Origin of the sequence: Bradyrhizobium sp. CCBAU 51745, assembly GCF_028128715.1 — a bacterium.
Classification (GTDB): Bacteria; Pseudomonadota; Alphaproteobacteria; order Rhizobiales; family Xanthobacteraceae; genus Bradyrhizobium; species Bradyrhizobium manausense.
Window position 1 is genome coordinate 252,645 of sequence record NZ_LBJP01000007.1, and the last position, 22,291, is coordinate 274,935.

Annotated in this window: 20 protein-coding genes; 4 read left to right on the forward strand and 16 right to left on the reverse strand. The window is 64.8% G+C overall.

Annotation, left to right across the window (positions count from 1 at the left end; genetic code table 11):
* Nucleotides 1–28: 28 nt before the first annotated feature.
* The gene (locus XH98_RS08505) at nt 29–928 is read left to right on the forward strand and encodes a transcriptional regulator GcvA (protein WP_271618352.1); all 900 of its coding nucleotides are present in this window, start codon (nt 29–31) and stop codon (nt 926–928) included.
* Between the two features lie 144 nt (nt 929–1,072).
* Complete coding sequence (locus XH98_RS08510; RefSeq protein WP_271599141.1) at nt 1,073–2,404, forward strand: MFS transporter; 1,332 nt, start codon at nt 1,073–1,075, stop codon at nt 2,402–2,404.
* A 132-nt stretch (nt 2,405–2,536) separates the two neighbouring features.
* On the opposite strand, the gene XH98_RS08515 is transcribed toward XH98_RS08510, so the two are convergent.
* The 3 genes from XH98_RS08515 to XH98_RS08525 are packed head-to-tail and all read right to left on the reverse strand — an operon-like array spanning nt 2,537 to nt 5,143.
* The gene (locus XH98_RS08515; protein ID WP_057746215.1) at nt 2,537–2,950 is read right to left on the reverse strand and encodes a Rieske (2Fe-2S) protein; all 414 of its coding nucleotides are present in this window, start codon (nt 2,948–2,950) and stop codon (nt 2,537–2,539) included.
* Complete coding sequence (locus tag XH98_RS08520) at nt 2,950–4,059, reverse strand: amidohydrolase family protein (protein WP_271599140.1); 1,110 nt, start codon at nt 4,057–4,059, stop codon at nt 2,950–2,952. The genes XH98_RS08515 and XH98_RS08520 overlap by 1 nt, the downstream gene beginning before the upstream one ends.
* Nucleotides 4,060–4,084: 25 nt before the next feature.
* On the reverse strand, nt 4,085–5,143 hold the full coding sequence (locus tag XH98_RS08525) for an amidohydrolase family protein (protein ID WP_271618353.1): 1,059 nt from the start codon (nt 5,141–5,143) through the stop codon (nt 4,085–4,087).
* 200 nt (nt 5,144–5,343) lie between these two features.
* Here XH98_RS08525 and XH98_RS08530 point away from each other — a divergent pair, with 200 nt between their 5' ends.
* Nucleotides 5,344–5,826 (forward strand): CinA family protein, encoded by a 483-nt coding sequence (locus tag XH98_RS08530; protein WP_271599138.1) that lies wholly within the window; start codon nt 5,344–5,346, stop codon nt 5,824–5,826.
* Between the two features lie 197 nt (nt 5,827–6,023).
* Here the strand turns inward: XH98_RS08530 and XH98_RS08535 are convergent, their stop codons facing one another.
* From XH98_RS08535 to XH98_RS08595, 13 genes are all read right to left on the reverse strand, one after another.
* Nucleotides 6,024–6,299: a DUF1488 family protein gene (locus XH98_RS08535; protein ID WP_057746200.1), complete on the reverse strand. Its 276-nt coding sequence runs from the start codon at nt 6,297–6,299 to the stop codon at nt 6,024–6,026.
* 85 nt (nt 6,300–6,384) lie between these two features.
* On the reverse strand, nt 6,385–6,882 hold the full coding sequence (locus tag XH98_RS08540) for a tetratricopeptide repeat protein (protein ID WP_245316860.1): 498 nt from the start codon (nt 6,880–6,882) through the stop codon (nt 6,385–6,387).
* Between the two features lie 270 nt (nt 6,883–7,152).
* Nucleotides 7,153–8,622 (reverse strand): AMP nucleosidase, encoded by a 1,470-nt coding sequence (locus XH98_RS08545; protein WP_271618354.1) that lies wholly within the window; start codon nt 8,620–8,622, stop codon nt 7,153–7,155.
* A 266-nt stretch (nt 8,623–8,888) separates the two neighbouring features.
* On the reverse strand, nt 8,889–10,223 hold the full coding sequence (locus XH98_RS08550; protein ID WP_271618355.1) for an HlyD family type I secretion periplasmic adaptor subunit: 1,335 nt from the start codon (nt 10,221–10,223) through the stop codon (nt 8,889–8,891).
* On the reverse strand, nt 10,220–11,968 hold the full coding sequence (locus tag XH98_RS08555; RefSeq protein ID WP_271599134.1) for a type I secretion system permease/ATPase: 1,749 nt from the start codon (nt 11,966–11,968) through the stop codon (nt 10,220–10,222). The genes XH98_RS08550 and XH98_RS08555 overlap by 4 nt, the downstream gene beginning before the upstream one ends.
* A gap of 265 nt (nt 11,969–12,233) precedes the next feature.
* Nucleotides 12,234–12,503: a GlsB/YeaQ/YmgE family stress response membrane protein gene (locus XH98_RS08560; protein WP_220005534.1), complete on the reverse strand. Its 270-nt coding sequence runs from the start codon at nt 12,501–12,503 to the stop codon at nt 12,234–12,236.
* 192 nt (nt 12,504–12,695) lie between these two features.
* Entirely contained in the window at nt 12,696–13,667 is a 972-nt protein-coding gene (locus tag XH98_RS08565) for an ABC transporter ATP-binding protein (RefSeq protein WP_271618356.1), read from the reverse strand.
* A complete protein-coding gene (locus tag XH98_RS08570; RefSeq protein ID WP_271618357.1) occupies nt 13,664–15,079 on the reverse strand; it encodes an amidase in 1,416 nt (471 codons plus the stop codon). Before XH98_RS08570 ends, XH98_RS08565 begins: the two co-directional genes overlap by 4 nt.
* A complete protein-coding gene (locus XH98_RS08575) occupies nt 15,076–15,273 on the reverse strand; it encodes a hypothetical protein (RefSeq protein ID WP_057746179.1) in 198 nt (65 codons plus the stop codon). Before XH98_RS08575 ends, XH98_RS08570 begins: the two co-directional genes overlap by 4 nt.
* Nucleotides 15,270–16,331, reverse strand: coding sequence for an ABC transporter ATP-binding protein (locus XH98_RS08580; protein ID WP_271618358.1), 1,062 nt, complete (start codon nt 16,329–16,331; stop codon nt 15,270–15,272). Before XH98_RS08580 ends, XH98_RS08575 begins: the two co-directional genes overlap by 4 nt.
* Nucleotides 16,332–16,514: 183 nt before the next feature.
* Nucleotides 16,515–17,417 carry an ABC transporter permease gene (locus tag XH98_RS08585; protein ID WP_271599130.1) on the reverse strand — a complete coding sequence of 301 codons (903 nt, stop codon included), beginning with the start codon at nt 17,415–17,417 and terminating at the stop codon, nt 16,515–16,517.
* A gap of 177 nt (nt 17,418–17,594) precedes the next feature.
* Nucleotides 17,595–18,548 carry an ABC transporter permease gene (locus tag XH98_RS08590; RefSeq protein WP_271599129.1) on the reverse strand — a complete coding sequence of 318 codons (954 nt, stop codon included), beginning with the start codon at nt 18,546–18,548 and terminating at the stop codon, nt 17,595–17,597.
* 221 nt (nt 18,549–18,769) lie between these two features.
* Nucleotides 18,770–20,425 (reverse strand): ABC transporter substrate-binding protein, encoded by a 1,656-nt coding sequence (locus XH98_RS08595; RefSeq protein WP_271618359.1) that lies wholly within the window; start codon nt 20,423–20,425, stop codon nt 18,770–18,772.
* A 201-nt stretch (nt 20,426–20,626) separates the two neighbouring features.
* Here XH98_RS08595 and XH98_RS08600 point away from each other — a divergent pair, with 201 nt between their 5' ends.
* On the forward strand, nt 20,627–22,222 hold the full coding sequence (locus XH98_RS08600) for an ABC transporter substrate-binding protein (RefSeq protein ID WP_271599127.1): 1,596 nt from the start codon (nt 20,627–20,629) through the stop codon (nt 22,220–22,222).
* The last annotated feature ends 69 nt before the right edge of the window (nt 22,223–22,291 follow it).

Here is a 22,291-nt window from a genome sequence, read left to right on the forward strand (position 1 = left end):
GAAATAAACTCATGCATCCTGCTGCCAAATGACTGCCAGATTGCCATCCCTGAACGGTTTGCGGGCGTTCGAGGCTGCCGCCCGCCATCTCAGCTTCACGCTGGCCGCTGGCGAGCTGAACGTGACCCAGACCGCGATCAGCCATCAGATCCGCCGGCTCGAGGAGGAGCTCGGCATCCGGCTGTTCATCCGGCAGAACCGCGCGCTGGCCTTGACGCCGGAGGCGCGCGACTACCTCCCTGGCGTTCGCGCCGCCTTCAACGACCTCCGGCTCGCCACCGACCGGCTCTTGCGCAAGGACGACGACAAGGTGCTGACGGTCTCGACGCTGGCCTCGCTCGCCGCAAAATGGCTGTTGCCCCGGCTTGCCGATTTCCAGGATGCGCATCCCGACATCGACGTCCGCATCACCACCTCGACCAGCCTGGTCGATTTCCAGCGCGACGATGTCGATGCCGCGATCCGCTACGGCCGTGGCCAGTGGCCGGGCCTGCGCGCCGACTGGCTGATGGCGGACGAGCTGTTCCCGGTGTGCAGCCCGTCGCTGCTGCGCGGCGACAAGCCGCTGCGCCGGCCGGAGGATCTGCGCGGCTATCCTCTGCTGCACACCTCCAACACCAACAGCGACGACTGGCGGTTGTGGCTGACCGCGGCCGGCCTGCCGGTCGACATCGCCAAGCAGCCCGGTATCACCTTCGACATGATCTTCATGACCATCCAGGCCGCGATCGACGGCATTGGCGTCGCGATGGGACGAACCTCCTACGTCAAGGACGACATCGCCAAGGGCCGGCTCGTGGTTCCCTTCAAGATCGCGCTGCCGGCCGATGCCGGCTTCTATCTGGTCTCGCCGGAGGGGCGCCGCGAGGCGCCCAAGCTCGCCGCCTTCCGGGAATGGATAATTGCGGCAACGCAGAATAAAGCCTGAAAATTCATCAGCTTCCGCGGCAAAACGGGTTGACTCGCAGGGCCTCGCGCGACAGGGGTTAGGCAGATTGTCGCAGCAGCAATCTGCCGCCTTGCCGTGAAAATGAGTTCCGGTCCGGCCACGTCTTGAAGGGGAGTAACGCCAATGGCTGGACCAGCAGCAGCATCAAATCCGCCCGCAATCAAATCGCGCATCGGCGCGATCCTGCGTGCGACATCGGGCAATTTCCTCGAGCAGTTCGACTTCTTCCTGTTTGGATTCTATGCCGCCGCAATCGGCAAGGCGTTCTTCCCCTCCACCAACGAGACCGCGTCGCTGCTCAACACCTTCGGTGTGTTCTGGCTCGGCGCCTTGATGCGCCCCGTTGGCGCAATCGTCCTCGGCGCTTACATCGATCGCATCGGCCGCCGTCAGGGCCTGATCGTCACGCTCGGCATCATGGCGGTCGGCACTGTCGTCATCGCCTTCTGTCCGAGCTATGCCACGATCGGCATCGCAGCGCCCGTCATCGTGCTGATCGGCCGTTTGCTGCAGGGCTTCTCCGCGGGTGTCGAGCTCGGCGGCGTGTCGGTCTATCTTGCTGAGATTTCGACACCCGGCAATCGCGGCTTCTACACTTCGTTCCAGTCGTCGAGCCAGCAGGTCGCGATCTTCGTCGCCTCCATCCTCGGCTACATCCTGTCCGAGCTGATGCCGGCCGACACGGTCGCGTCCTGGGGCTGGCGCATTCCCTTCTTCGTCGGTTGCCTGATCATTCCCCTGATCTTCTTCCTGCGGCGCACGCTGGAGGAAACGCCTGCGTTCCTCGCCATGAAGAAGCACCCGACCGCGAGCCAAGTATTTGCTTCCGCGCTCGCCAATTGGCGCATCGTCATCCTCGGCATGATGATCGCGATCCTGACCACGACGACGTTCTACTTCGTGACCGTTTACACGCCGACCTTCGGCAAGACCGTGCTGAAGCTGTCGACGCAGGATGCGCTGCTGGTGACGTTGCTCGTCGCCGTCACCAATTTCATCTGGAACCCGGTGGGCGGTGCGCTGTCCGACCGCATCGGCCGCAAGCCGGTGCTGATCGGGATCGCGACGCTTGCACTGCTCACCGCCTATCCGGCGCTGAGCTGGCTGGTGGCGGCACCGACCTTCGGCAAGCTGCTGGCGGTCGAGATGATGTTCTCGTTCTATTTCGGCATGTACAGCGGCACCATGCTCGGCGCGCTGGTCGAGATCGTGCCGGCGCATGTGCGCACGACCTGCTTTTCGCTGGCCTTCGCGCTCGCAGCCGCGCTGTTCGGCACCTTCACGCCGTTCGCCTCGACCTGGCTGATCGAGCAGACCGGCAACAAGGCCATGCCCGGCGCCTGGCTGATGTTCGCGGCGCTGCTGGGTATCATTGCGGCCTCGATCGTCTATCGCGGCGGCGGCAAGGCGGTGCCGACGTATGATCCGGTCGTCGAGCCGACGGCTGGGCATTGATGTCATTCCGGGGCGCGCGTAGCGCGAACTATGGTGCGCAATTGCGCACCTGAGAATCCATTTCTCCCAGCATTCCTGACGCACGATGGATTCCGGGCTCGATGCTTCGCATCGCCCCGGAATGACAGGGAGCTACAACTCCACCACCACGTAGTCGCTCTCGACCTTCACGGGAATCGTCTCGGCGACATAGGGTCCCTTCACCACGCTTGCGCCCGGCTCGACGTGGGCGGGATAGGCTTTCACGCGAAAGCGACGGGGATCGCAATAGGACTGGCCGGTGCGGATGTCGAACTCCCAGCCGTGCCAGGGGCAGCGGATGATCTCACCGAGCTTGGTGTACTCGATCTCGCCGGGATCCTTTGACTGCGCGAGGCCGATCAGCGGCCCCTCGCACAAGGCCGCGCCCTGATGCGGGCAGCGGTTCATCAGGCCGAAATACTCGCCCTTGATGTTGAAGACCGCGATCGGGCGGCCGTCGATCTCGAGAAATTTTCGCGTGCCGGGCGGCAATTCATCGACCGCGGCAACCACATGCCGCGCCATCAAGCAATCCCGTACAGCTTCTTCGCATTGCCGAGATAGAATGCTTCGCGATTGGCCTCGCTCACGCCTGCCGGCAGCACCCGCGACGGCTCGTCATAATCCCAATGCGGATAGTCGGTCGCGAACAACAGCCGGTCCCAGCCGATCCATTTGATGACGTCGAACAGATCCTCGCGCCTTTCGGGATCTTCCATCGGCTGCGTGGTCCACCACACCTGCTCGCGGATATATTCGGACGGCGGCCGCTTCACATGCGGCACCTCGCTGCGCAGCCGCTGCCAGACCTTGTCGAGCCGCCACGCCAGCGACGGCGCCCAGCCGAAGCCGGCCTCGATCATCACCATCTTCAGCTTCGGGAAGCGGTCGAACACGCCTTCCAGCACCAGGCTCGCCAGTGCCGATTGCTGGCACTGCGAGTGGCCCACCATCTCCTCGATGTAATAGGACGGCCAGCCCGACGGTGTGATCGGGTTGCCGCCGAAGCCGAAGGCGTGCACGCCGACCGGAAGCCCCGCCTCTTCCGCGGCTTGATAGATCGGCCAATAGCGGCGCTGGCCGAGCGGCTCGACATTGCGGCTGAGCAGCAGCACCTGCACGAAATTCTTGTCGCCGGCGCGCTCGCGAATCTCCGCAGCAGCCGACATCCCGTCCTCGTTGCCCACGACAATGGACGCCTTCAGGCGCTTGTCCTTGCTGGTCCATTTGTCGATCTGCCAGTCGTTGATCGCGGAACACAGCGCCGCCGAGAGCTCGTGATTGCGGATGCCCTGCCCGGTGTTGAGCGGATTGAGCACACCGAGCTGCACATTGTTGGGATCGAGCAGCTGCTTCTGCATGAAGGAGAGCGAAGAGCCCTGCGGCCCGCCTTCGGGCGGATAGGCATCGCGGCGCGAGGCGTTGGGCTGGGCCTTCGGATAGGGCGGGCCTTCCATCATGCCCTGATAGGCATGGACGCCGTAGATTTCGAGATGATGCTGCCAGCGTTTGGCGAGGTAGGGATAAAGCTCGGTCCGGGTCGCGCGTGCCGGATGGATGTCGCAGTCTGCAATCGCGGTCTTGGTCGTCAAGGGGGAGGACGTTTCGGTGCTCTCGCGGAACTGGATATTCATCGCCTTGCCTCCTTTGGCAGCGGGCTCATTTCAGGCGGGGATAGGTAGCATGCGGATTGTCGATCATGATCTTGCGCACGAGATCAGGGGTGAGACCCTCGGGCAGCGCATCCTGGCCGTCGAACTGCCAGTGCGGATAGTCCGTGGAGAATAGGACCAATTCGTCGGACTGCATATGATCAAACAGGCGAATTAATGTCTCGGGTTCCGGCGGCGCATCAAATGGCTGTAATGAGAAGCGGATGTTGCTGCGCACAATGTCCAGCGGCGCGCGATCGACCCAGGGTGTCTCCATCCGCACCCCGCGCCAGAACTTGTGCAGGCGCCAGAGAAAAGGCGAGATCCAGGACACGCCCGACTCCAGCATCACCATCTTCAGCCGCGGATATTTTGCGAACACGCCCTCGACGATCAGGCTGGTGAGCTGGGTCTGGAACGCCTGCGCCTGACCGACATAGTCCTCGATGTGATAGGAACCCCAACCGACCGCGGTCGGCGGATTGTGATAGGCGGAACCGGCGTGGATGCCGACGGGAAGGTCGAGCCGTTCCGCCGCCTGATAAATCGGCCACAGCGCGCGCTTGCCGAGCGGCGTGTCGCCCATCACAAGCATCAGCACCTGCACGAAGCGCTTGTCTTCTGCGCAGCGCTCGATTTCGGCGACGGATTTCTCGATGCTTTGCGTCGGGATCACGATCGAGCCCCGCAGCCGGGAGTCACGATCGAGCCATTCCCTGGCGAGCCATTCATTCAGCGCGCGGCAGAAGGCGGCCTGCATGTCCTCCGAGAACACCATCTGCACACCGTAAAGCGGACTGCAGATGGCGCAGCTGAGCTGGAAGGGATCGAGCACATGGCGCTGCATGTCCTCAAGGCTTTCGCCGGGCTTGCCGGTCTCGGGACGCCAATCGGGTCGCGCCACGATCGGCGAATTCTTCGGATAGGATTGCGAAACGAGGTCGACCATGCCGCGCGTCGTCACCTGGTCGCGCCAATAGTCGTTCAGGTAGGGCAGCAGGCTGGTCAGATGCGGCACGGCTGGATGAACATCGCAATCCACCCCACCGGCGATCAGGGACGCCATGACGTCTCCCTTCTCACGTTTCCTCGTCGGTCTCGGTCTCGTCGTGGGGCGGCGCTTGGCCGCTCCGTTCGCGGGCGGCTCCTTGCCGCTCCGCCTTGTAGCCATTCAAGCAGGCCTGCCCCTCGCCCGCAACTCGGCCAACGCTGCTGTCATATGCTAGGAAGGCTGAGCTCGGTTGCGAAGGAAACAAGGGGGAGAGGATGAAAGAACTCGTCGGCATTGCGGAACAGGTGGCAGCGAAACTGATCGCGCGCAAACAGACGATTGCGGTTGCGGAATCCTCGGCCGGCGGCCTGATCGCGGCAAGCCTGCTCGCGGTGCCCGGCGCCTCCGCCTATTTCCTCGGCGGCGCCGTGGTCTACACCCGCGACGCCAGACGCGTGCTGATGGATATTTCGGACGAGGGGATGAAAGGCTTCCGCTCATCCTCGGAGCCCTACGCAAAACTCCTCGCCGAGCAGATGCGCGGCCGCTTCAGCTCCGACTGGGGCCTGTCCGAGACCGGCGCAGCCGGCCCGACCGGCAACCGCTACGGCGATGCCGCCGGCCACAGCTGCATGGCGGTCGCGGGGCCCGCAACGCAGGTGATGACACTGGAGACGGGCAGCAATGATCGCCTCGCCAACATGCAGATGTTCGCGGCGACGGCGCTGAAGTTGTTGTTGAGGAAGCTGGAGGGGTGAGCGGTTGCCAGCGACCACGCTTTCAGTACCGTCATCCTGAGGTGCTCCCCTTGCACCGCAAGGGGAGCCTCGAAGGACGACGGCCCGGCTGCATCTCGGCCGTGCATCCTTCGAGGCTCCCGGCGCGATGCTTCGCATCGCGCCACTCGCACCTCAGGATGACGGAGAGGCACTATTGCTCGAGGCAAGGACCGACCTCACCTTCCCAAATGGCGCACAAAAATTCGCACCACATGGCCTTTGAACCGCGGCGCCTCGTCATAGAGATCTGACGCGATCCGCTCGATGGTTTCGCGCAAGGACAAGAACTGCGCTTGCCGGGCGCTGCTTTCGGTGCCCTGCATGCCCGCGAGCTCGTCCATCGCGGCGTCGCTGATCTGGCAATCCACAACGTCACCATCGTTGAGCATGGTGAAGCGGAAGGCCAGACGTTCGAGGTCGTGGCCGATGATCCTGTCGCGCGTCAGCGGCATGCAATTGTCCCGTTCGCCCCCGAACGGGACAATGCTGAAATTCGCCGGACTTGTCACCCCACAGGTGGCAGTCGGCTCACAGGCTTCAGTAGGCGAGAGCTGTACCGGTGGGCTTGTCCAGTGCCGCTGCCAGTGACTTGTACTCGTCGCAATCCGTCCCGCAAATGGCCGCGATCCGGTTGAGATGGAACATCGCTTGCTCGCGATTGCCCTGCTCGAGCTGCCACAGGCCATAATATTGCCAGGTTAGCACGTGGTTCGGGTCGATCTTCAGCGCGTGCTCGTACCAGACCTGCGATTGCTTGTAGTCACCGAGCTTGCGGTAGGAGTAACCGATCAGATTGGCGACATTCGCATTGTCGTCGTGGCCGAGTGACTTCAACTGCGCGATCGCCGCAAGGTAGTCGTTGCGCTCATAGATGGTGTCATAGGCCACGCGGTAGCCTGCGGCAAAGGCCGGATCATCGATACTCGACTGGTTATTGGCCTTCTTGCCCTTCTGGGTGGCTTTGGTGCCGCTGCGCGACGGATAGGTCGGCGCCGGCGTACTCTGGCTGGAAGAGGGGTGGGCGAAGGGATCCATACCGCCTCCACCTCCACCGCCTCCGCCGCCACCTGCTGCCCAGACAGATGCAGATCCGGCTATGGCAGTGAGCGCCGCAAGATACGCGCCGCGAACGGCAAGCCTGATGATCGGACTGACCATTGTGGTCTCCTGATATCTGCTCGAACACGCCCCGGACGAGGTGATAACCCTGCTTCGGCAGGGATATTCCCGCGGGCACGCACGCGGGCATACGATGAGCTCGACACGACAAGCGTGCTGCCGTTGTTGGGGGCAGCTCTGATCGATCTACTGGAACGCGACCTCGGCAAAGCTACGAAGCTTGCGCGAATGCAGCCGCTCCGATTCCTGCTGCTTGAGCCGCTCGAGCGCCTTCAGGCCGATCTCGAGATGCTGGCCGACCCGGGCGCGATAGAATTCGCTGGCCATGCCCGCGAGCTTGATCTCGCCGTGGAGCGGCTTGTCGGAGACGCAGAGCAGCGTGCCGTAGGGCACGCGGAAGCGGTAACCGTTGGCGGCGATCGCAGCCGATTCCATATCGAGCGCGACGGCGCGCGATTGTGACAGGCGGCGGATGACCTCTGGGCCGGAGATTTCCCAATTGCGGTTGTCGACGCTGGCGACCGTACCGGTGCGCATCAATCGCTTGAGCTCGAAACCTTCCAGACCCGTGACGTCCTCAACCGCTTGCTCCAGCGCGACCTGCATCTCAGCCAGCGCCGGGATCGGCACCCACGGCGGCAACTCGCGATCGAGCACGTGGTCCTCGCGCACATAGCCATGCGCAAGCACGTAATCGCCGAGCCGCTGCGTGTTGCGCAAGCCCGCGCAGTGCCCGAGCATCAGCCAGGCATGCGGCCGCAGCACCGCGACGTGATCGGTGACATTGCGCGCATTGGAGGGACCGGTGCCGATATTGATCAGCGTGATGCCGCGATAATCAGGCGCGACCAGATGGAAGGCCGGCATGTTCGGCGTGCGCGCAGGCGCGACCCCGGTCGTGCTCCCGTCGCCGCGCGTGACGACGTTGCCGGGCGCAACGAACGCGTCGAGCCCGGCTTCGCCGGACCGGAGCCGCTGCTGGCACGATTGCGCGAAGGCATCGACATAGAACTGGTAGTTGGTGAAGATCACAAAGTTCTGGAAATGCTCGGGGTCCGTGCCGGTGTAGTGGTAGAGCCGGCGCAGCGAGTAGTCGACGCGGGCGGCGCGGAACAGCGAGAGCGGCTCGGGCGCACCTGCCTGAAGCTGGAACGTGCCGTCGGCGATGGAATCGTCCATCGTGGCGAGAACAGGCACGTCGAACGCGTCGCGCAGCGATCGCGTCACCGGCGAGTTCTCGCTGGTGGTGATGGCCGCTTCGATATTGATATCGCGGCGATAGGCGAAGTGGATCGGGATCGGCTCGGCGGATTCACCGATCTCGACGGGCACGCCATGGTTCTGGATCAGCAGGCCGATCTGCTCGGTGAGATAGGCCCGGAACAGATCCGGCCGCGTCACGCTCGTCTCGTGCACGCCGGGACCGGCGACAAAACCGTAGGAGAGACGCGAATCCAGCCGCGCATGCGTCGCGGTGGTGAGACGGACAAACGGATAATAAGCCCGCACCCGCGTCGTGATCGCTTCACCGGAGACATAGGCCTCGAACCGGTCGCGCAGGAATTTGGTGTTGCGCTCGTAGATCTCTTCGAGGCGGGCGACGGCCGCGGATGCGTCGGAGAAGGATTTGGTGGCGATGGATGGTGGAGACTGCATGGTTCGACCGGCTGGGTTTTGGGAACGTGAGTCGAACTATAGCAACAACGTGGGCAATCGTCAGCGAAGGGTAGATTGCCTGTCACACGCACTGCTGTCATGCCCCGGCTTGGTCGGGGCATCCAGTACGCCGCGGCCTCTCGAGTCAACCACGACTGTCTCTGGAATACTGGATCGCCCGGTCAAGCCGGGCGATGACAGCCAGTCTGCCGCTCCAGATCCCGGATGCGCGCTAGGCGCGCTCCGGGATGACGCGCTCTCGCGCGTCACTTCTCCCGGAACGCCCGCATGAACTGGTCGTGCAGCGGCTTCAAGAGGTAGGACAGCATCGTGCGGTCGCCGGTCTGCACGAACGCCTCCACCGGCATGCCGGGGATCAGCTTGGAATCGCCGAGCTTGGCGACCTCTTCCGCCGACATCGAGACGCGGATGGTGTAGTAGCTCTGGCCCGTGCGCTGGTCGGTGGTGACGTCCGGCGAGACGCGGCTGACGACGCCGTTGAGCTCCGGCGTGGTGCGCTGGTTGAAGGCGGACAGACGGAGCAGCGTTTTCTGGCCGATCTGCAGCTTGTCGATATCGACCGGATTGACCTTGGCCTCGACCTGGAGATCGTCGGTCTGCGGCACGATCAGCATCAAGGTGTCGCCGGCGGTGACGACGCCGCCGACGGTGTGCACCGTCGATTGCAGCACCATGCCGTCCTGCGGAGCGCGAATGTCGACGCGGCGGAGCTGGTCCTCGGCAGCGACCTTGCGCTCGATCAGCTCGCCGCTCTTGTCGTTGGTCTCGCGCAGATCCTTGGAGACCTCGCTCACCATGTCCTTGTCGACCTGGATGATCTGCAATTCGGTCTCGGTGATCTTGCCCTTGGCCTGGGCCCGCGAGGCGACGTACTGCGCGCGCTCGCCGTTGAGGCGGGCCGAGTCGCGCTCCAGCGTGGTCAGGCGCGAGATCTGCACCAGATGCTTGTCATAGAGATCGCGGACGCCGGTGAGCTCCTGCTGTACCAGCGCGATCTCCTTGTCCTTGGCTTTCTCCTGCGCGGAGAGACCTTCGATCTCCTCGTTGAGCTGCTGGATGCGCTCACGCAGCTGCGCCTTCTGGCCTGCACGGCCGTTGACACGGACCTCGAACAGCTTGGTTTCGGCGGAGAGCAGCGCCTTGACGTCAGGATCGTCACGGCGGTCAAGCAGCGCTTGCGGAAACTCGATCTTGTCGAGACCGCGCTGCTCGGCCTGAAGCCGTGCCGCACGCGCCTGCGCCGCGTCGAGGTTCTTGACGACGATGGCGAGGTTGGCCTTGGTCACGGTGTCGTCGAGCCGCACCACGATGTCACCCGCCTTGACCACGTCGCCGTCGCGGGCGCGCACCTCGCCGACCACGCCACCGGTCGGATGCTGCACCTTCTTGACGTTGGATTCGACCACGACCTGGCCCGGCGCGATCAGCGCGCCTGAGATCAGCACCGTCGAGGCCCAGCCGCCGAGACCGACGGCGAGGAACGCCACGGTTCCAAGCCCGAGCATCAGATGCAACCGGATGGAGTCCCGGACAGTCTTGGTCGCGGCCGCCTTGGTCCCGCCAACCGTCATCGTGCTCATGCTTTGGTCACTCCGCCTTCGCTGACGACCTTGATCGGCGCCGGCGGCGCGACGCGGGGCTGGAGCACCTGCGCGAGGACCTGCTCCTTCGGACCGAAGGCCTGCATGCGGCCGTCTCGCAGCACCAGGATCTGGTCGACCGCCTCGACGCCGATCGGCCGGTGCGCCACCACGACGACGATGGCGCCGCGCTCGCGGGCGCTGCGGATCGCCCGTGTCAGCGCCTCGTCACCTTCGGTGTCGAGATTGGAATTGGGCTCGTCCAGCACGATCAGGAACGGATTGCCGTAGAGCGCGCGAGCCAGCGCGACGCGCTGGGCCTGGCCGGCCGAGAGCGAGGCGCCCTGCTCGCCGACCTGGGTGTTGTAGCCCTCGCGCATCTTGATGATCATCTCGTGCACACCGGCTGCCTTGGCCGCGGCGATGATGCCGTCGGAGGTCGCATCGGGGTCGAAGCGGCTGATGTTCTGCGCGATGGTGCCGCCGAATAATTCGACGTCCTGCGGCAGATAGCCGATGTAGCGGCCGAGCACGTCGCTCGACCATTGGTCGAGCGCGGCGCCGTCGAGCCGGACCTTGCCGCGGACCGGCTGCCAGACGCCGACCAGCGCGCGGATCAGCGAGGATTTGCCGGAGCCGCTCGGCCCGATCACGCCGAGGCCGTTGCCGGCTTCGAGCGCGAAAGTGACGTCCTGCACGATGAGACGCTGGTCGCCCGGCGCCACCATGGCAACACCTTCGACCGAGAGGCGGCTGGTGGGCGATTGCAATTGCGTCGGCGTCGCCTGCGCCGGCATCTGCTCCAGAAGCTTGCTGAGGCGGTGCCAGCTCTGGCGGGCCGCGACGAAGGATTTCCAATGCGCGATGGCGAGATCGACCGGTGCCAGCGCGCGGGCCGAGAGGATCGAGCCGGCGATGATGATGCCGGCGGTCGCCTCCTGGTGGATGACGAGCGTGGCGCCGACGGCGAGCACGGCGGATTGCAGCATCATGCGCAGCACTTTGGCGATGGCGCCGAGGCCGCCGGCGACGTCGCTCGCGCGCTGATTGCCGGCGAGGTATTTTTCGTTGGCCGCGCTCCAGCGCGCGTTGAGCCGGCCGGCCATGCCCATCGACACCAGCACCTCGGCATTGCGGCGGCTGGACTGGGCGAGGTCGTTGCGCTGGGCGGCAAGGCCCATGGCCTCCTTGGCCGGCTGGCGGGACAGAAATTCGGTGACCAGCGTCAGGCCGACCAGGATGACCGCGCCGACCAAAGCGGTCACGCCGATCCAGACGTGGAAGGCGAAGCAGATGCCGAGATAGAGCGGCAGCCAGGGCAGGTCGAAGAAGGCGCTCGGGCCCATGCCGCCGAGGAAGGAGCGGACATTGTCGAGGTCCCGCAGCGGCTGCAGCCCCTCGTTGCGATTGCCGACCAGCAGCGGCAGCCGCACGATGGTGTCGAACACGCGCTTGTTCAGGGCTTCGTCGAGTGCGGTGCCGACCCGTCCCAGGATGCGGCTGCGGATCATGTCGAGCACGCCCTGCGCCATGTAGAGGCCGCCGGCGAGGACGATCAGGCCGACCAGGGTCGGGATGCTGCGGCTCGGCAGCACGCGGTCGTAGACCTCCAGCATGAAGATCGACCCGGTCAAATAGAGCAGGTTGATCATGCAGCTCATGAAGCCGACGCCAACGAATGCCGTGCGGCAGGCACGCAGCGCGTCACCGAGCTCTGAACGGCGGAGGCCGGGAACGGCTGCCATCAGTCTGATCTCTTTCGGGTGAGGGGCAGAGCCCCTGGATTCAAAGGCGAATCGTCGCGTATGCGCCGCGGATTAATATCGGGTTCTCCCCGCTTGCAATGCAATCTAATTCATCCGGGCCTGGCCACATCTACTGCGGACAGCCCGATCCGCAAGTCCGGTGTTTCACAGTCTTTGCGGCTTTTTCGAGCAAAGACAAGCGCCTCCCCCCAGGGCGCTGACAAGCCGCTGGGGGAGAGGCGCAAGGTTCCGACCGGTCGGACCGCTAGAGCCGGCCGCCGCCGCGGACCAGCCGGACCACCAGCAGCAGGATGATGGCGCCGATCGCGGAATAGATGATCTCCGAGACCAGCCCGAGGCCGAGATGGATGCCGAGCCTCGGGAACAGGAAGGTCGCCACGAACGCGCCGGCGATGCCGATCACGATATCGCCGATGATGCCAAACCCGCTCCCCCGCACCACCTTGCCAGCAAGCCACCCGGCCACCAGGCCGACGAACAGGATGACGATCAGGCTTTGACCAGAAATGTACATAAGATGAAGTCCCTCTCCGTTAACCGGGCCATGGAACGGGAACCGGGATGAACGGGGTCTGAATGGTGTTCCCCGCGGGGCCCCTCAGTCCTGGAATCGCTAAAACAACCCCATGCACAGTAGAAATGGCCATCGCCGCGATGCGGGGTGTGGCCTGTGACAAGGGCGTGCCGGCGCAGGGGATTTTTGAGTTCAGGAGTGCACCGGCTCCGCCAGCACGCATCGTGCCGCCCGGCCAGGTCCGACCTCGACGACCGGCGGCAGCTGCTCAAGGCAGCGGGGCTGGGCCGCAGCGCAGCGCGGGGCAAAGGAGCAGTTGTTCGGCTTTTCGGCCAGCGACGGCGGGGTGCCGGGAATGGTTTCCAGCCGCTGGCCGCGCCTGGCGCCGTGGATAGTCGAGGCGAGCAGGCCCCTGGCATAGGGGTGGACCGGGGTGCGGACGATGTCGCGCAAGGTCCCCTGCTCCACGATCTGGCCGGCATACATCACCGCGACGCGGTCGCAGATCTCGATCGCGACACCAATGTCGTGGGTGACGAAGACGACGGACATGCCGAACTCGCGCTGCAGCTCGCGCAGCAGCAGCAGGATCTGGATCTGCACGGTGGCGTCGAGCGCGGTGGTGGGCTCGTCCGCGAGCAGGATCTTGGGACGACAGGCGAGCGCGAGCGCGATCATCGCGCGCTGGCGCATGCCGCCGGACATTTCGTGCGGATAGGCGTCCAGCCGCCTCTTCGCCGAGGGGATGCGCACGATGTCCAGCATCTCGAGCGCCCGCGCGCGCCCTTCCGCATAGCTCTTGCCTTCATGGCGCACGACGCTTTCGGCGATCTGCGCGCCGATGGTGTAGACAGGATCGAGCGCGAGCGCCGGCTCCTGGAAGATCATCGACACGGTCTGGCCGCGGAACGACGACAGCTGCTCGTCGTTCATCGCGAGCACATCCTGCCCCATCACATCGACCGAGCCGGAAATCTGCGTGCGCTTCTTCGGCAACAGCCGCATCAGGGCGCGCAGGGTCACGCTCTTGCCCGAGCCTGACTCGCCGAGCAGGCCCAGCACCTCGCTGGTCCCGAGCGAGAGATTGAGATCGTTCACGGCATAGACCGTACGCTCGCCGGTGAAGCGGATGTTGAGGCCTGAGATCTCGACGAGCTTTGTCATGACGGCAGTTTGGGCAACCTCTCGTGATAGTCGGTGACGCGCTGGAAGGCGGCGCCGATGGTCAGCAAAGTCGCTTCATCAAAGCAGCGGCCGATCAGCTGCATGCCAACGGGCAGGCCGCTCCTGGTGAAGCCGGACGGCACGGTGAGCGACGGCAGGCCGAGGAAATTCACGGGACGCGTGAACAGCGCCAGCCGCTGCAACAACGCATGCGCGTTCGGCCCGCCGCCGACATCGCTTTCCTCGATCGTCGGTGCCGGCACGGGCGAGGCCGGCGCGATGATCGCGTCGACGCCAGCGGTTGCCGCATTGTGCGCGGCAAGCGCCGGGCCACGCCAGCGCATCGCCTCGAGATAGGTGACGGCGGGGATGGCGAGGCCGTTCTGAAGCCGCATCAAGGTCTGCGCGCCATAGTCCTGGGGCCGCTCGATCATCCAGCGCTTGTGGAAGGCGGCCGCTTCCGCGGCGAGCACGAGCTGGCTTGCGGCCTGCAATTGACGCTGGTCGGGCAACTCGACCTTGACGATGTCGGCGCCCTCGCGCTTGAGCACCGCAATGGTCTCGTCCAGCACGCGCGCGACCTCGCTGTCGAGATCATCCACATAGTGGGACGCGGGCACCCCGAGCTTGAGGCCCTTCAGCGAGCCCTTGGTCGCCGCGACGTAGTCCGAGAGCGGCTCATGGCTCGCCGTCGAATCCTCGGGGTCGGGACCGGCGATCAAGGCCAGCAGCAGCGCGCAATCTTCCGCGGTGCGGGCGAGCGGTCCGACCGTGTCGAGCGATTGCGACAGCGGCATCGCACCGGCGCGGCTGACGCGGCCGACCGTGGTCTTCAGCCCCGTGACGCCGCAGAAATGCGCGGGAAAGCGGATCGAGCCGCCGGTGTCCGAGCCCAGCGCCGCATAGGTCAGTCGCGCGGCGACGGCCGAGCCCGAGCCCGAGGAGGAACCGCCGGTGATATGGGCGACATTCCAGGGATTGCGCACCGGGCCGTAATGGGCGTTGTGCCCGGTCGGGCCATAGGCGAATTCGGCCAGATGCAGCGTGCCGAGCCTGACCTGGCCGGCATCCTTCAGCCGCTGCAACGCCGTCGACGTCACCGTCGGCACGAAATCGCGGCGGATCAGCGAGCCGCAGGTGCAGACCTTGCCGGCATCATAATACATGTCCTTGTGCGCGAGCGGCACGCCGTGCAGCGGACCCCGCACCACGCCCTTCGCAAGCTCGGCATCGGCGCGATCAGCCGCCTTCAGCGCGGCCTCCGACTCGATCGACATGAAGGCGTTGAGATGAGGCTGCCATTGCGCAATGCGGTGCAGCAGCGCGCGCGTCACCTCATGCGAAGACACCTGCTTCATCGCGATCGCGCGCGCGACCTCGGTGAGCGTCATCAAGGCGGGCTCGGTGCTCATTTCGACACCTTCTGGGTCTGCGCGAGCGGATAGAGCGCGGGCTCGAGGTCGAACGGCAGCGTGCCGGCGATGGCGGCAAAGCCCTCGAAGGCAGGTCCGATGGAGTTCGAGATGCGCGTTGCGATCTCCTCGTTCACGGGGACGCCGGCGATCTGCGCCGTCGCCTGGATTTCCTTTGTCGTCGGTCTTGTCATGCGGTTTCCTCTTGGGGCGCGCGGCTGTGGCCTGAACCTGGAATCGCCATGTAGCACGCAGCCTCGTGGCCCATACTATCGAGCGCCGTCAGCTTTGGCGTCGCATTTGCGCAGAGCGGCTCCGCAAACGGGCAACGGGTGTGGAAACGGCAGCCTGAAGGCGGATCGATCGGGTTGGGCGGGTCGCCCGAGATCGGCGGCTTCTCGGTGCGCCTGTCAGGGTCGGAGGACGGCATCGCAGCAAGAAGCGCGCGCGTATAGGGATGCGCGGGACGATCCCAGACGTGGTCGACCGGGCCGAGCTCGACGACCTCGCCGAGATACATGACCAGCACGCGGTCCGAGATGTAGCGCACGACGTTGAGGTCGTGGCTGATGAAGAGATAGGTCAGCCCGAACTCGCGCTTGAGATCGGCGAGCAGATTGAGCACCTGCGCCTCGACGGATTTGTCGAGCGCGGAGACGGCTTCGTCCAGGATCACCAGCCGCGGCGACAGCGCCAGAGCACGCGCGATGTTGACGCGCTGACGCTGGCCGCCGGAGATTTCGTGCGGGTAGCGATTGGCGAAATTTGCAGGGACGAGGCCGACCTTGCCGAGCAGCTCGCGCGCCAATGCGCGCGCCGCGCCATCGGCCATGCCGTGGACTTTCGGGCCGAAGGCGATGGACTCCTCGATCGTCAGGCGTGGATTGAGCGAGGCATAGGAGTCCTGGAACACCATCTGCATGCCGCGGCGCAATTCGCGCAAGGACAGCGACTGCCCGACGGTCATGCCGTCATAGATGACGTCGCCGTCATCGCGCGGCATCAAGTGCATCAGGAGGCGCGCGGTGGTCGACTTGCCGCAGCCGGATTCGCCGACGATGCCGACGGTCTCGCCCTTGGCGACGGAGAAGGAGACGTTGTCGACGGCGCGCACGGTGCGCTTGGCGGCGAACAATCCGCCACGCACGGGAAAATGTTTTGTCAGCCCGTTGACCTGAAGCAGTGGCTGCGCGACGCCGCCGACGTCCTCGACCGGCTCCAGCATGGCGACGGAGGGGTTGGTCTCGCTCATGGGCACGGTCCTCCACCTCTCCCCGCCGGGGAGAGGTCGGCGCGCAGCGCCGGGTGAGGGGGCGCGGCAAACTCGGTGCAGCGTAACCCCTCACCCGGATTGCATCTGGCGATGCAATCCGACCTCTCCCTACGGGGAAGGTGTACGGAGCACGCCGCGATAGTCCGCCTTCGCATCATCATCTCAATTCCTGATGTCCATGGCGCTGCGCAGGCCGTCCGAGAGCAGGTTGAAGCAGATCGAGACGGCGAAGATCATCGCGCCCGGCAGAGCCGCGACCCAGGGATTGACGTAGATCGCGGTGCGCAGCGTGTTCAGCATCAGGCCCCATTCCGGCTCCGGCGGCTTGGTGCCGAGGCCGAGGAAGGAGAGGCCGGCGGCCAGGATCATCGAGACCGAAATGAGACTGGTGGCATAGACGAAGATCGCGCCCAGCACGTTGCCGAGGATGTGCACGCGCATGATGGTGAGCGGCCCGGCGCCGGAGGCGCGCGCAGCTTCGACGAAATCCATGTTGCGCACGCCGGTCGTGACGCTCTCGGCGACGCGGGTGATCTGCGGCACGAACACGATGGTCAGCGCCACGATGGAGTTGAGGATGCCGGCACCCAGCGCGCCGGATATCGCGATCGCCAGCAGCACGGAGGGGAACGCGTAGAACACGTCGACCGTGCGCATGATCGCGGTGTTGAGCCTGCCGCCGACATAGCCGGCGATGATGCCGAGCGAGGTGCCGATGCAGAAGGCGAGGATCACGGGCAGAATGCCGATGACCAGCGACAGCCGCCCGCCATAGATCAGCCGCGCCAGCATGTCGCGGCCGAGCTCGTCGGTGCCGAGCGGATAGCCTGATGTGCCGATGTGGCGGAGGCGTCGGATCATCGAGCCCTTGTAGGGATCTTCCAGACCCAACCACGGCGCCAGGATCGCGGAGACGAAGATCAGCAGCAGCACGATGGCGCAGGCCATGCTGACCTTGTCGCGCAGGATGCGGCGGCCGACCGTCGCCCAATAGCCGCGGGCGTTGGTGGCGGGCGCGACCTGCAGTGCGGCGTCGGCGGTGGCGGACAAGGGAAGCTCGGTCATTGCTGCAATTTCCCCTGTCGTCCCGGCGAAGGCCGGGACCCATACGCCGCAGCAATAGTTTTGCGAAGACTCGGAGTTGCCAGCTCGTCCCAAAACCGCTGACCGGGGTTATGGGTCCCGGCCTTCGCCGGGACGACGCCTATTATGTGGCACGTGCTATGACTCAACCTCATCCCGCTAGCCCCGCTTGATGCGCGGGTCGATCGCGGCTTGGGCGATGTCGACCAGGAGGTTGAGGACAACGAAGAACAGCGCCAGCACCAGAATCGTGCCCTGCAACAGCGGCAGGTCGCGCTGGAAGATTGCGGAGTTGAGCAGGAAGCCGGAGCCCGGCCAGGAGAACACGGTCTCGATCAGGATCGAGCCGCCGAGCATGTAGCCGAGCTGGAGCCCCATCACCGCGAGCGCGGTCGGGGCGGCGTTCTTGATGACGTGGCGGAACACCCCGCGTTCGTGCAGACCCTTGGCGCGCAACGCCTCGACGAAGTCCTGCGAGAGAATATCGCCGGTGAGTGCGCGCACGGTGCGGGTGACGATGCCCATCGGGATCACCGAGGTCGTGATCGCCGGCAGCACGAGATATTGCAGATGCGCCCAGTCCCAGGCCCAGGAATTGGAGCCGTTGGGCCCGGCGCCGACCGCGGGCAGCCAGTTCAGCTCGACCGAGAAGATGATGACCAGCACCATGCCGAGCCAGTAATGCGGCACCGAGACGCCGGCGATGGCAAACGAGGTCGCGACCTTGTCGATCCAGGTCTCGCGGAAATAGCCGGCGATCAGGCCGAGCAGGATGCCCATGGTGAAGCCGATGACGGCCGCGGCAATCGCCAGCGTCACCGTGTTGCCGACCGCACGCATGACTTCGGCCAGCACCGGGCGGCCGGTCGCGATGGAATTGCCGAGGTCGCCATGCAACGCGCGCAACAGCCAGAGCCCGAACTGCACCGGCAGCGGCCGGTCGAAACCGTAGGCGGCGCGGAGCTGCGCCGCGAGCTCCTGCGAGGCATCGGCGGGGAGCACCGCGACCAGCGGATCACCCGGCGTGATGTGCACGAGCAGAAAGCACACCAGCGCGACGCTGATGACGATCGGGATGACATAGACGATGCGTCTGGCAGTATAGGCGAGCACGTTTGGTTACTCGGTTAGCGCGGAGATGCCGTCATGGCCGGGCTTGTCCCGCCTGCTCGGCCGAAGCCGCTCCGGCGAGGCGAAGGCCCGGGCACCCACGTATTTTACTTAGCCCCGTCATTCCGGGATGGTCCGAAGGACCAGACCCGGAATCTCGAGATTCCGGGTTCGATGCTGCGCATCGCCCCGGAATGACGGGAGACCTGGATGCGACGATCACCTCACTGCATCGCAATCGGCGAGAAGTCGATGAACCAGCTCTTCGGCTGGATCACGCCTGTCACTTTCGGGCTCATGGCGCGCGGGCCGACGTCGTGGGCGACGTAGAGGAAGGCGGCGTCGTCGACGGAGGCTGCATGCAGATCGGCGAGCGCGGCGTCGCGCGCGGCGGGATCGAAGGTCTGCCGCGCCGTCTTGACCAGCTCGTCGAATTTGGGATTGTTGATATAACCCCAATTGTTCGAGACCGGCGGGGCCATGCCCGATTGCAGGAAGCGCACCAGCGCGAAGAACGGGTCCATCGCCGCATAGGTGACGTTGGTCGCGTTCGAACCGTTGGCCGAAGGGTCCTTGGCGCCGCGGCGCCAGTTGGTGAACAGCGTATTCCACTCGATGACATCGAGCTGCACGTCGAAATAGCATTCGGCGAGCGCCTGCTGGAGATATTCGTTCATCGGCAGCGGCTGCATCTGGCCCGAGCCCGAAGCCGACGTCTGGATCTTCACCGTCAGCTTCTTGTTCGGACCGAAGCCGGCCTCCTGCATCAGCTTTTGCGCGGCCGGCTTGTCGTACTTGATCTCGAAGGTCGGTTTTCCCCGCCAGGGATGGCCGGGTTCAAAGGTGCCTGATGCGGGCACCATGAGCCCCGCAAGCAGCCCATCCTTGAGGCCTTCGCGATCGACGCAGAGATTGGCGGCCTTGCGCACACGGATGTCGTTCCAGGGCGAGCCCTCGACGCGCGAGAACTGCCACGGCCAGACATGCGGCTGCTCGTTGGCGTAGAGCTTGAAGCCGCGCTGCTTCAGCTCGGGCAGCGCATCCGGCGCCGGCGCCTCGACCCAATCGACCTGGCCGGACAGCAGCGCCGCGGTGCGCGCGTTGGCCTCCGGCATCGGCAACAGCACCAGCTTGTCGATCTTGGGCACGCGGGCCTTGTTCCAATAGTCAGCGTTCTTGACCAGCTCGAGCCGCTCGCGCGGGGTGAAGCTCGCCATCTTCCATGGGCCGGTGCCCGCGGCGTCCTTGGCAAAGGCGGCCCAGGCGGCCTGCGACTTGACCTTGGCGTCAGTGCCTTCGGCCTTTTCATAGAAATGCTGCCACTTCGCCGGGCTCGCCATGAACAGATTGGTGAGATTGATCGGCAGGAAGCTGTCGGGCTCCTTGGTGGTGAGCTCGACGGTCATGTCGTCGATCTTCTTCGCGGAGGCCAGCGTCGGCATGCGTGAGGCGGTGACGCCGACCTGGCTCGGATCGAACTGCGGCGCGTCCTGCTTCAAGACCTTGTCGACGTTCCACACCACGGCATCGGCATTGAACGGCGTGCCGTCATGGAAGGTGACGCCGGGGCGCAGCTTGAAGGTCCATTTGGTCTTGTCGGCATCGTCGACCTTCCATTCGGTCGCAAGGCCGGGGATGACCACGCTCGGCTTGTCGGCGGACGACAGGTCCCAGCCGGTGAGCGCGTCATACATGGTGAGGCCGGTGAAGCGATTGCCTTCAAAACCCTGATCGGGCTGACCGAGCGTGCGCGGAATGTCCGCCGCGGTCATGCCGATGCGCAGCACGGTCTCGGCGCCGGCCGCGCGCGGCCAGGCGGCCGCAGAGGTCAGGGCGAGTGCAGCAATCAGTGCTGCGCGCGCGGTTGTCTTGATAAGCATTGCCGTCGTCCTTTTCCCGGAAACGATGATTAATTTTGATGCAAACGTATGCAATGGCTATGCCAGTGGAGGAAAGTTATTCTGCAAATTGCCCCTGCGACGACAAGTCCTTGTGATCGCGCGTGTGCATGGGCACCGCCCTGCCTATTCTGGCATCAAGATTGCAGGTTTGGCCCCGAATCTCTCCTGGGAGCTTGGGCCATGCGTATTCGTTTCACGACCTGTCTCGCCGCGCTTGCGCTGGCGATATCAGCGCTCTCGGCGCGCGCCGAGACGGTGGTGCGCTACGGCATCTCGATGGCGGATATTCCGCTGACATCAGGCCAGCCCGATCGCGGCGCCGGCGCCTACCAGTTCACGGCCTACACCATCTACGATCCGCTGGTGGCCTGGGAGATGGACGTCGCGGACCGCCCGGGCAAGCTGGTGCCGGGGCTCGCGACCGAATGGAAGGTCGACGACAACGACAAGACCAAGTGGCGCTTCGCCCTGCGCAAGGGCGTGAAGTTTCACGACGGCAGCGAGTTCAACGCCGATGCGGTGATCTGGAATCTCGACAAGGTGCTCAACGACAAGGCGCCGCAATTCGACAAGCGCCAGAGCGCGCAGGTGAAGACCCGCCTGCCCTCGGTCGCCAGCTACGCCAAGATCGACGACTTCACCGTGGAGATCACGACCAAGACGGTCGATTCCTTCTTTCCCTATCAGATGCTGTGGTTCCTGGTGTCGAGCCCGGCGCAATATGAGAAGCTCGGCAAGGACTGGGACAAGTTCGCAAGCCAGCCCTCCGGCACCGGCCCGTTCAAGCTGACAAAGCTGGTGCCGCGCGAGCTCGCCGAGCTAGCCAAGAATCCGGACTATTGGAACGCGAAGCGGATTCCCAAGGTCGACAAGATCGTGCTGGTGCCGATGCCGGAAGCGCTGACGCGCACCAATGCGCTGCTCGCCGGCCAAGTCGACCTGATCGAGACGCCGGCTCCCGATGCCGTACCGCAGCTCAAAGCCGCCGGCATGAAGCTCGTCGACAACGTCACGCCGCATGTCTGGAATTATCATCTCAGCGTGCTGCCGGGTTCGCCCTGGACCGACATCCGCCTGCGCAAGGCACTGAACCTTGCCATCAACCGTGACGAGGTCGTCGGCCTGATGAACGGCCTCGCCAAACCCGCCAAGGGTCAGGTCGACCCGTCGAGCCCATGGTTCGGTAAGCCCAGTTTTGAATTGAAGTACGATCTCGCCGCCGCGAAGAAACTGGTCGAGGAAGCCGGCTATTCCAAAGCAAAGCCGCTGAAGACCACCTTCATCATCGCGCAGGGCGGTACCGGCCAGATGCTGTCGCTGCCGATGAACGAATTCCTGCAGCAGAGTTTCAAGGAGATCGGCATCGAGATCGACTTCAAGGTGGTCGAGCTCGAGACGCTCTATACGCATTGGCGCAAGGGCGCCGCCGACGAGATGAATGCCGGCATCACCGCCAACAACATCGCCTATGTCACGTCAGACCCGCTCTATGCCATCGTCCGCTTCTTCCACTCCGGCCAGATCGCGCCTGTCGGCGTCAACTGGGGCGGCTACAAGAACCCTGAGGTCGACGCGCTGATCGACCAGGCCAAGCAGACCTTCGACAGCGCCAAGCAGGACGAACTGCTGGCCCGGGCCCATGCGCTTGTCGTCGACGATGCCGTGCTGGTCTGGGTCGTGCACGACACCAACCCGCACGCGCTGTCGCCGAAGATCAAGCAGTTCGTGCAGGCGCAGCACTGGTTCCAGGATTTGACCACGATCGGGGTGGAGTGAAGGCGGCGAGCATAGGTGCCGTAGGGTGGGCAAAGCGTAGCGTGCCCACCACCTCGACATTCGGCGAAA

Excerpts from the sequence above, each read along its gene's own strand:
- XH98_RS08555 (WP_271599134.1), bottom strand. The coding sequence starts at position 11,968 with ATGGCAGCCGTTCCCGGCCTCCGCCGTTCAGAGCTCGGTGACGCGCTG.
- XH98_RS08515 (WP_057746215.1), bottom strand. The coding sequence starts at position 2,950 with ATGGCGCGGCATGTGGTTGCCGCGGTCGATGAATTGCCGCCCGGCACG.
- XH98_RS08525 (WP_271618353.1), bottom strand. The coding sequence starts at position 5,143 with ATGGCGTCCCTGATCGCCGGTGGGGTGGATTGCGATGTTCATCCAGCC.
- XH98_RS08510 (WP_271599141.1), top strand. The coding sequence starts at position 1,073 with ATGGCTGGACCAGCAGCAGCATCAAATCCGCCCGCAATCAAATCGCGC.
- XH98_RS08565 (WP_271618356.1), bottom strand. The coding sequence starts at position 13,667 with ATGACAAAGCTCGTCGAGATCTCAGGCCTCAACATCCGCTTCACCGGC.
- XH98_RS08505 (WP_271618352.1), top strand. The coding sequence starts at position 29 with ATGACTGCCAGATTGCCATCCCTGAACGGTTTGCGGGCGTTCGAGGCT.
- XH98_RS08545 (WP_271618354.1), bottom strand. The coding sequence starts at position 8,622 with ATGCAGTCTCCACCATCCATCGCCACCAAATCCTTCTCCGACGCATCC.
- XH98_RS08520 (WP_271599140.1), bottom strand. The coding sequence starts at position 4,059 with ATGAATATCCAGTTCCGCGAGAGCACCGAAACGTCCTCCCCCTTGACG.
- XH98_RS08595 (WP_271618359.1), bottom strand. The coding sequence starts at position 20,425 with ATGCTTATCAAGACAACCGCGCGCGCAGCACTGATTGCTGCACTCGCC.
- XH98_RS08560 (WP_220005534.1), bottom strand. The coding sequence starts at position 12,503 with ATGTACATTTCTGGTCAAAGCCTGATCGTCATCCTGTTCGTCGGCCTG.
- XH98_RS08550 (WP_271618355.1), bottom strand. The coding sequence starts at position 10,223 with ATGAGCACGATGACGGTTGGCGGGACCAAGGCGGCCGCGACCAAGACT.
- XH98_RS08600 (WP_271599127.1), top strand. The coding sequence starts at position 20,627 with ATGCGTATTCGTTTCACGACCTGTCTCGCCGCGCTTGCGCTGGCGATA.
- XH98_RS08535 (WP_057746200.1), bottom strand. The coding sequence starts at position 6,299 with ATGCCGCTGACGCGCGACAGGATCATCGGCCACGACCTCGAACGTCTG.
- XH98_RS08575 (WP_057746179.1), bottom strand. The coding sequence starts at position 15,273 with ATGACAAGACCGACGACAAAGGAAATCCAGGCGACGGCGCAGATCGCC.
- XH98_RS08580 (WP_271618358.1), bottom strand. The coding sequence starts at position 16,331 with ATGAGCGAGACCAACCCCTCCGTCGCCATGCTGGAGCCGGTCGAGGAC.
- XH98_RS08570 (WP_271618357.1), bottom strand. The coding sequence starts at position 15,079 with ATGAGCACCGAGCCCGCCTTGATGACGCTCACCGAGGTCGCGCGCGCG.
- XH98_RS08585 (WP_271599130.1), bottom strand. The coding sequence starts at position 17,417 with ATGACCGAGCTTCCCTTGTCCGCCACCGCCGACGCCGCACTGCAGGTC.
- XH98_RS08530 (WP_271599138.1), top strand. The coding sequence starts at position 5,344 with ATGAAAGAACTCGTCGGCATTGCGGAACAGGTGGCAGCGAAACTGATC.
- XH98_RS08540 (WP_245316860.1), bottom strand. The coding sequence starts at position 6,882 with ATGGATCCCTTCGCCCACCCCTCTTCCAGCCAGAGTACGCCGGCGCCG.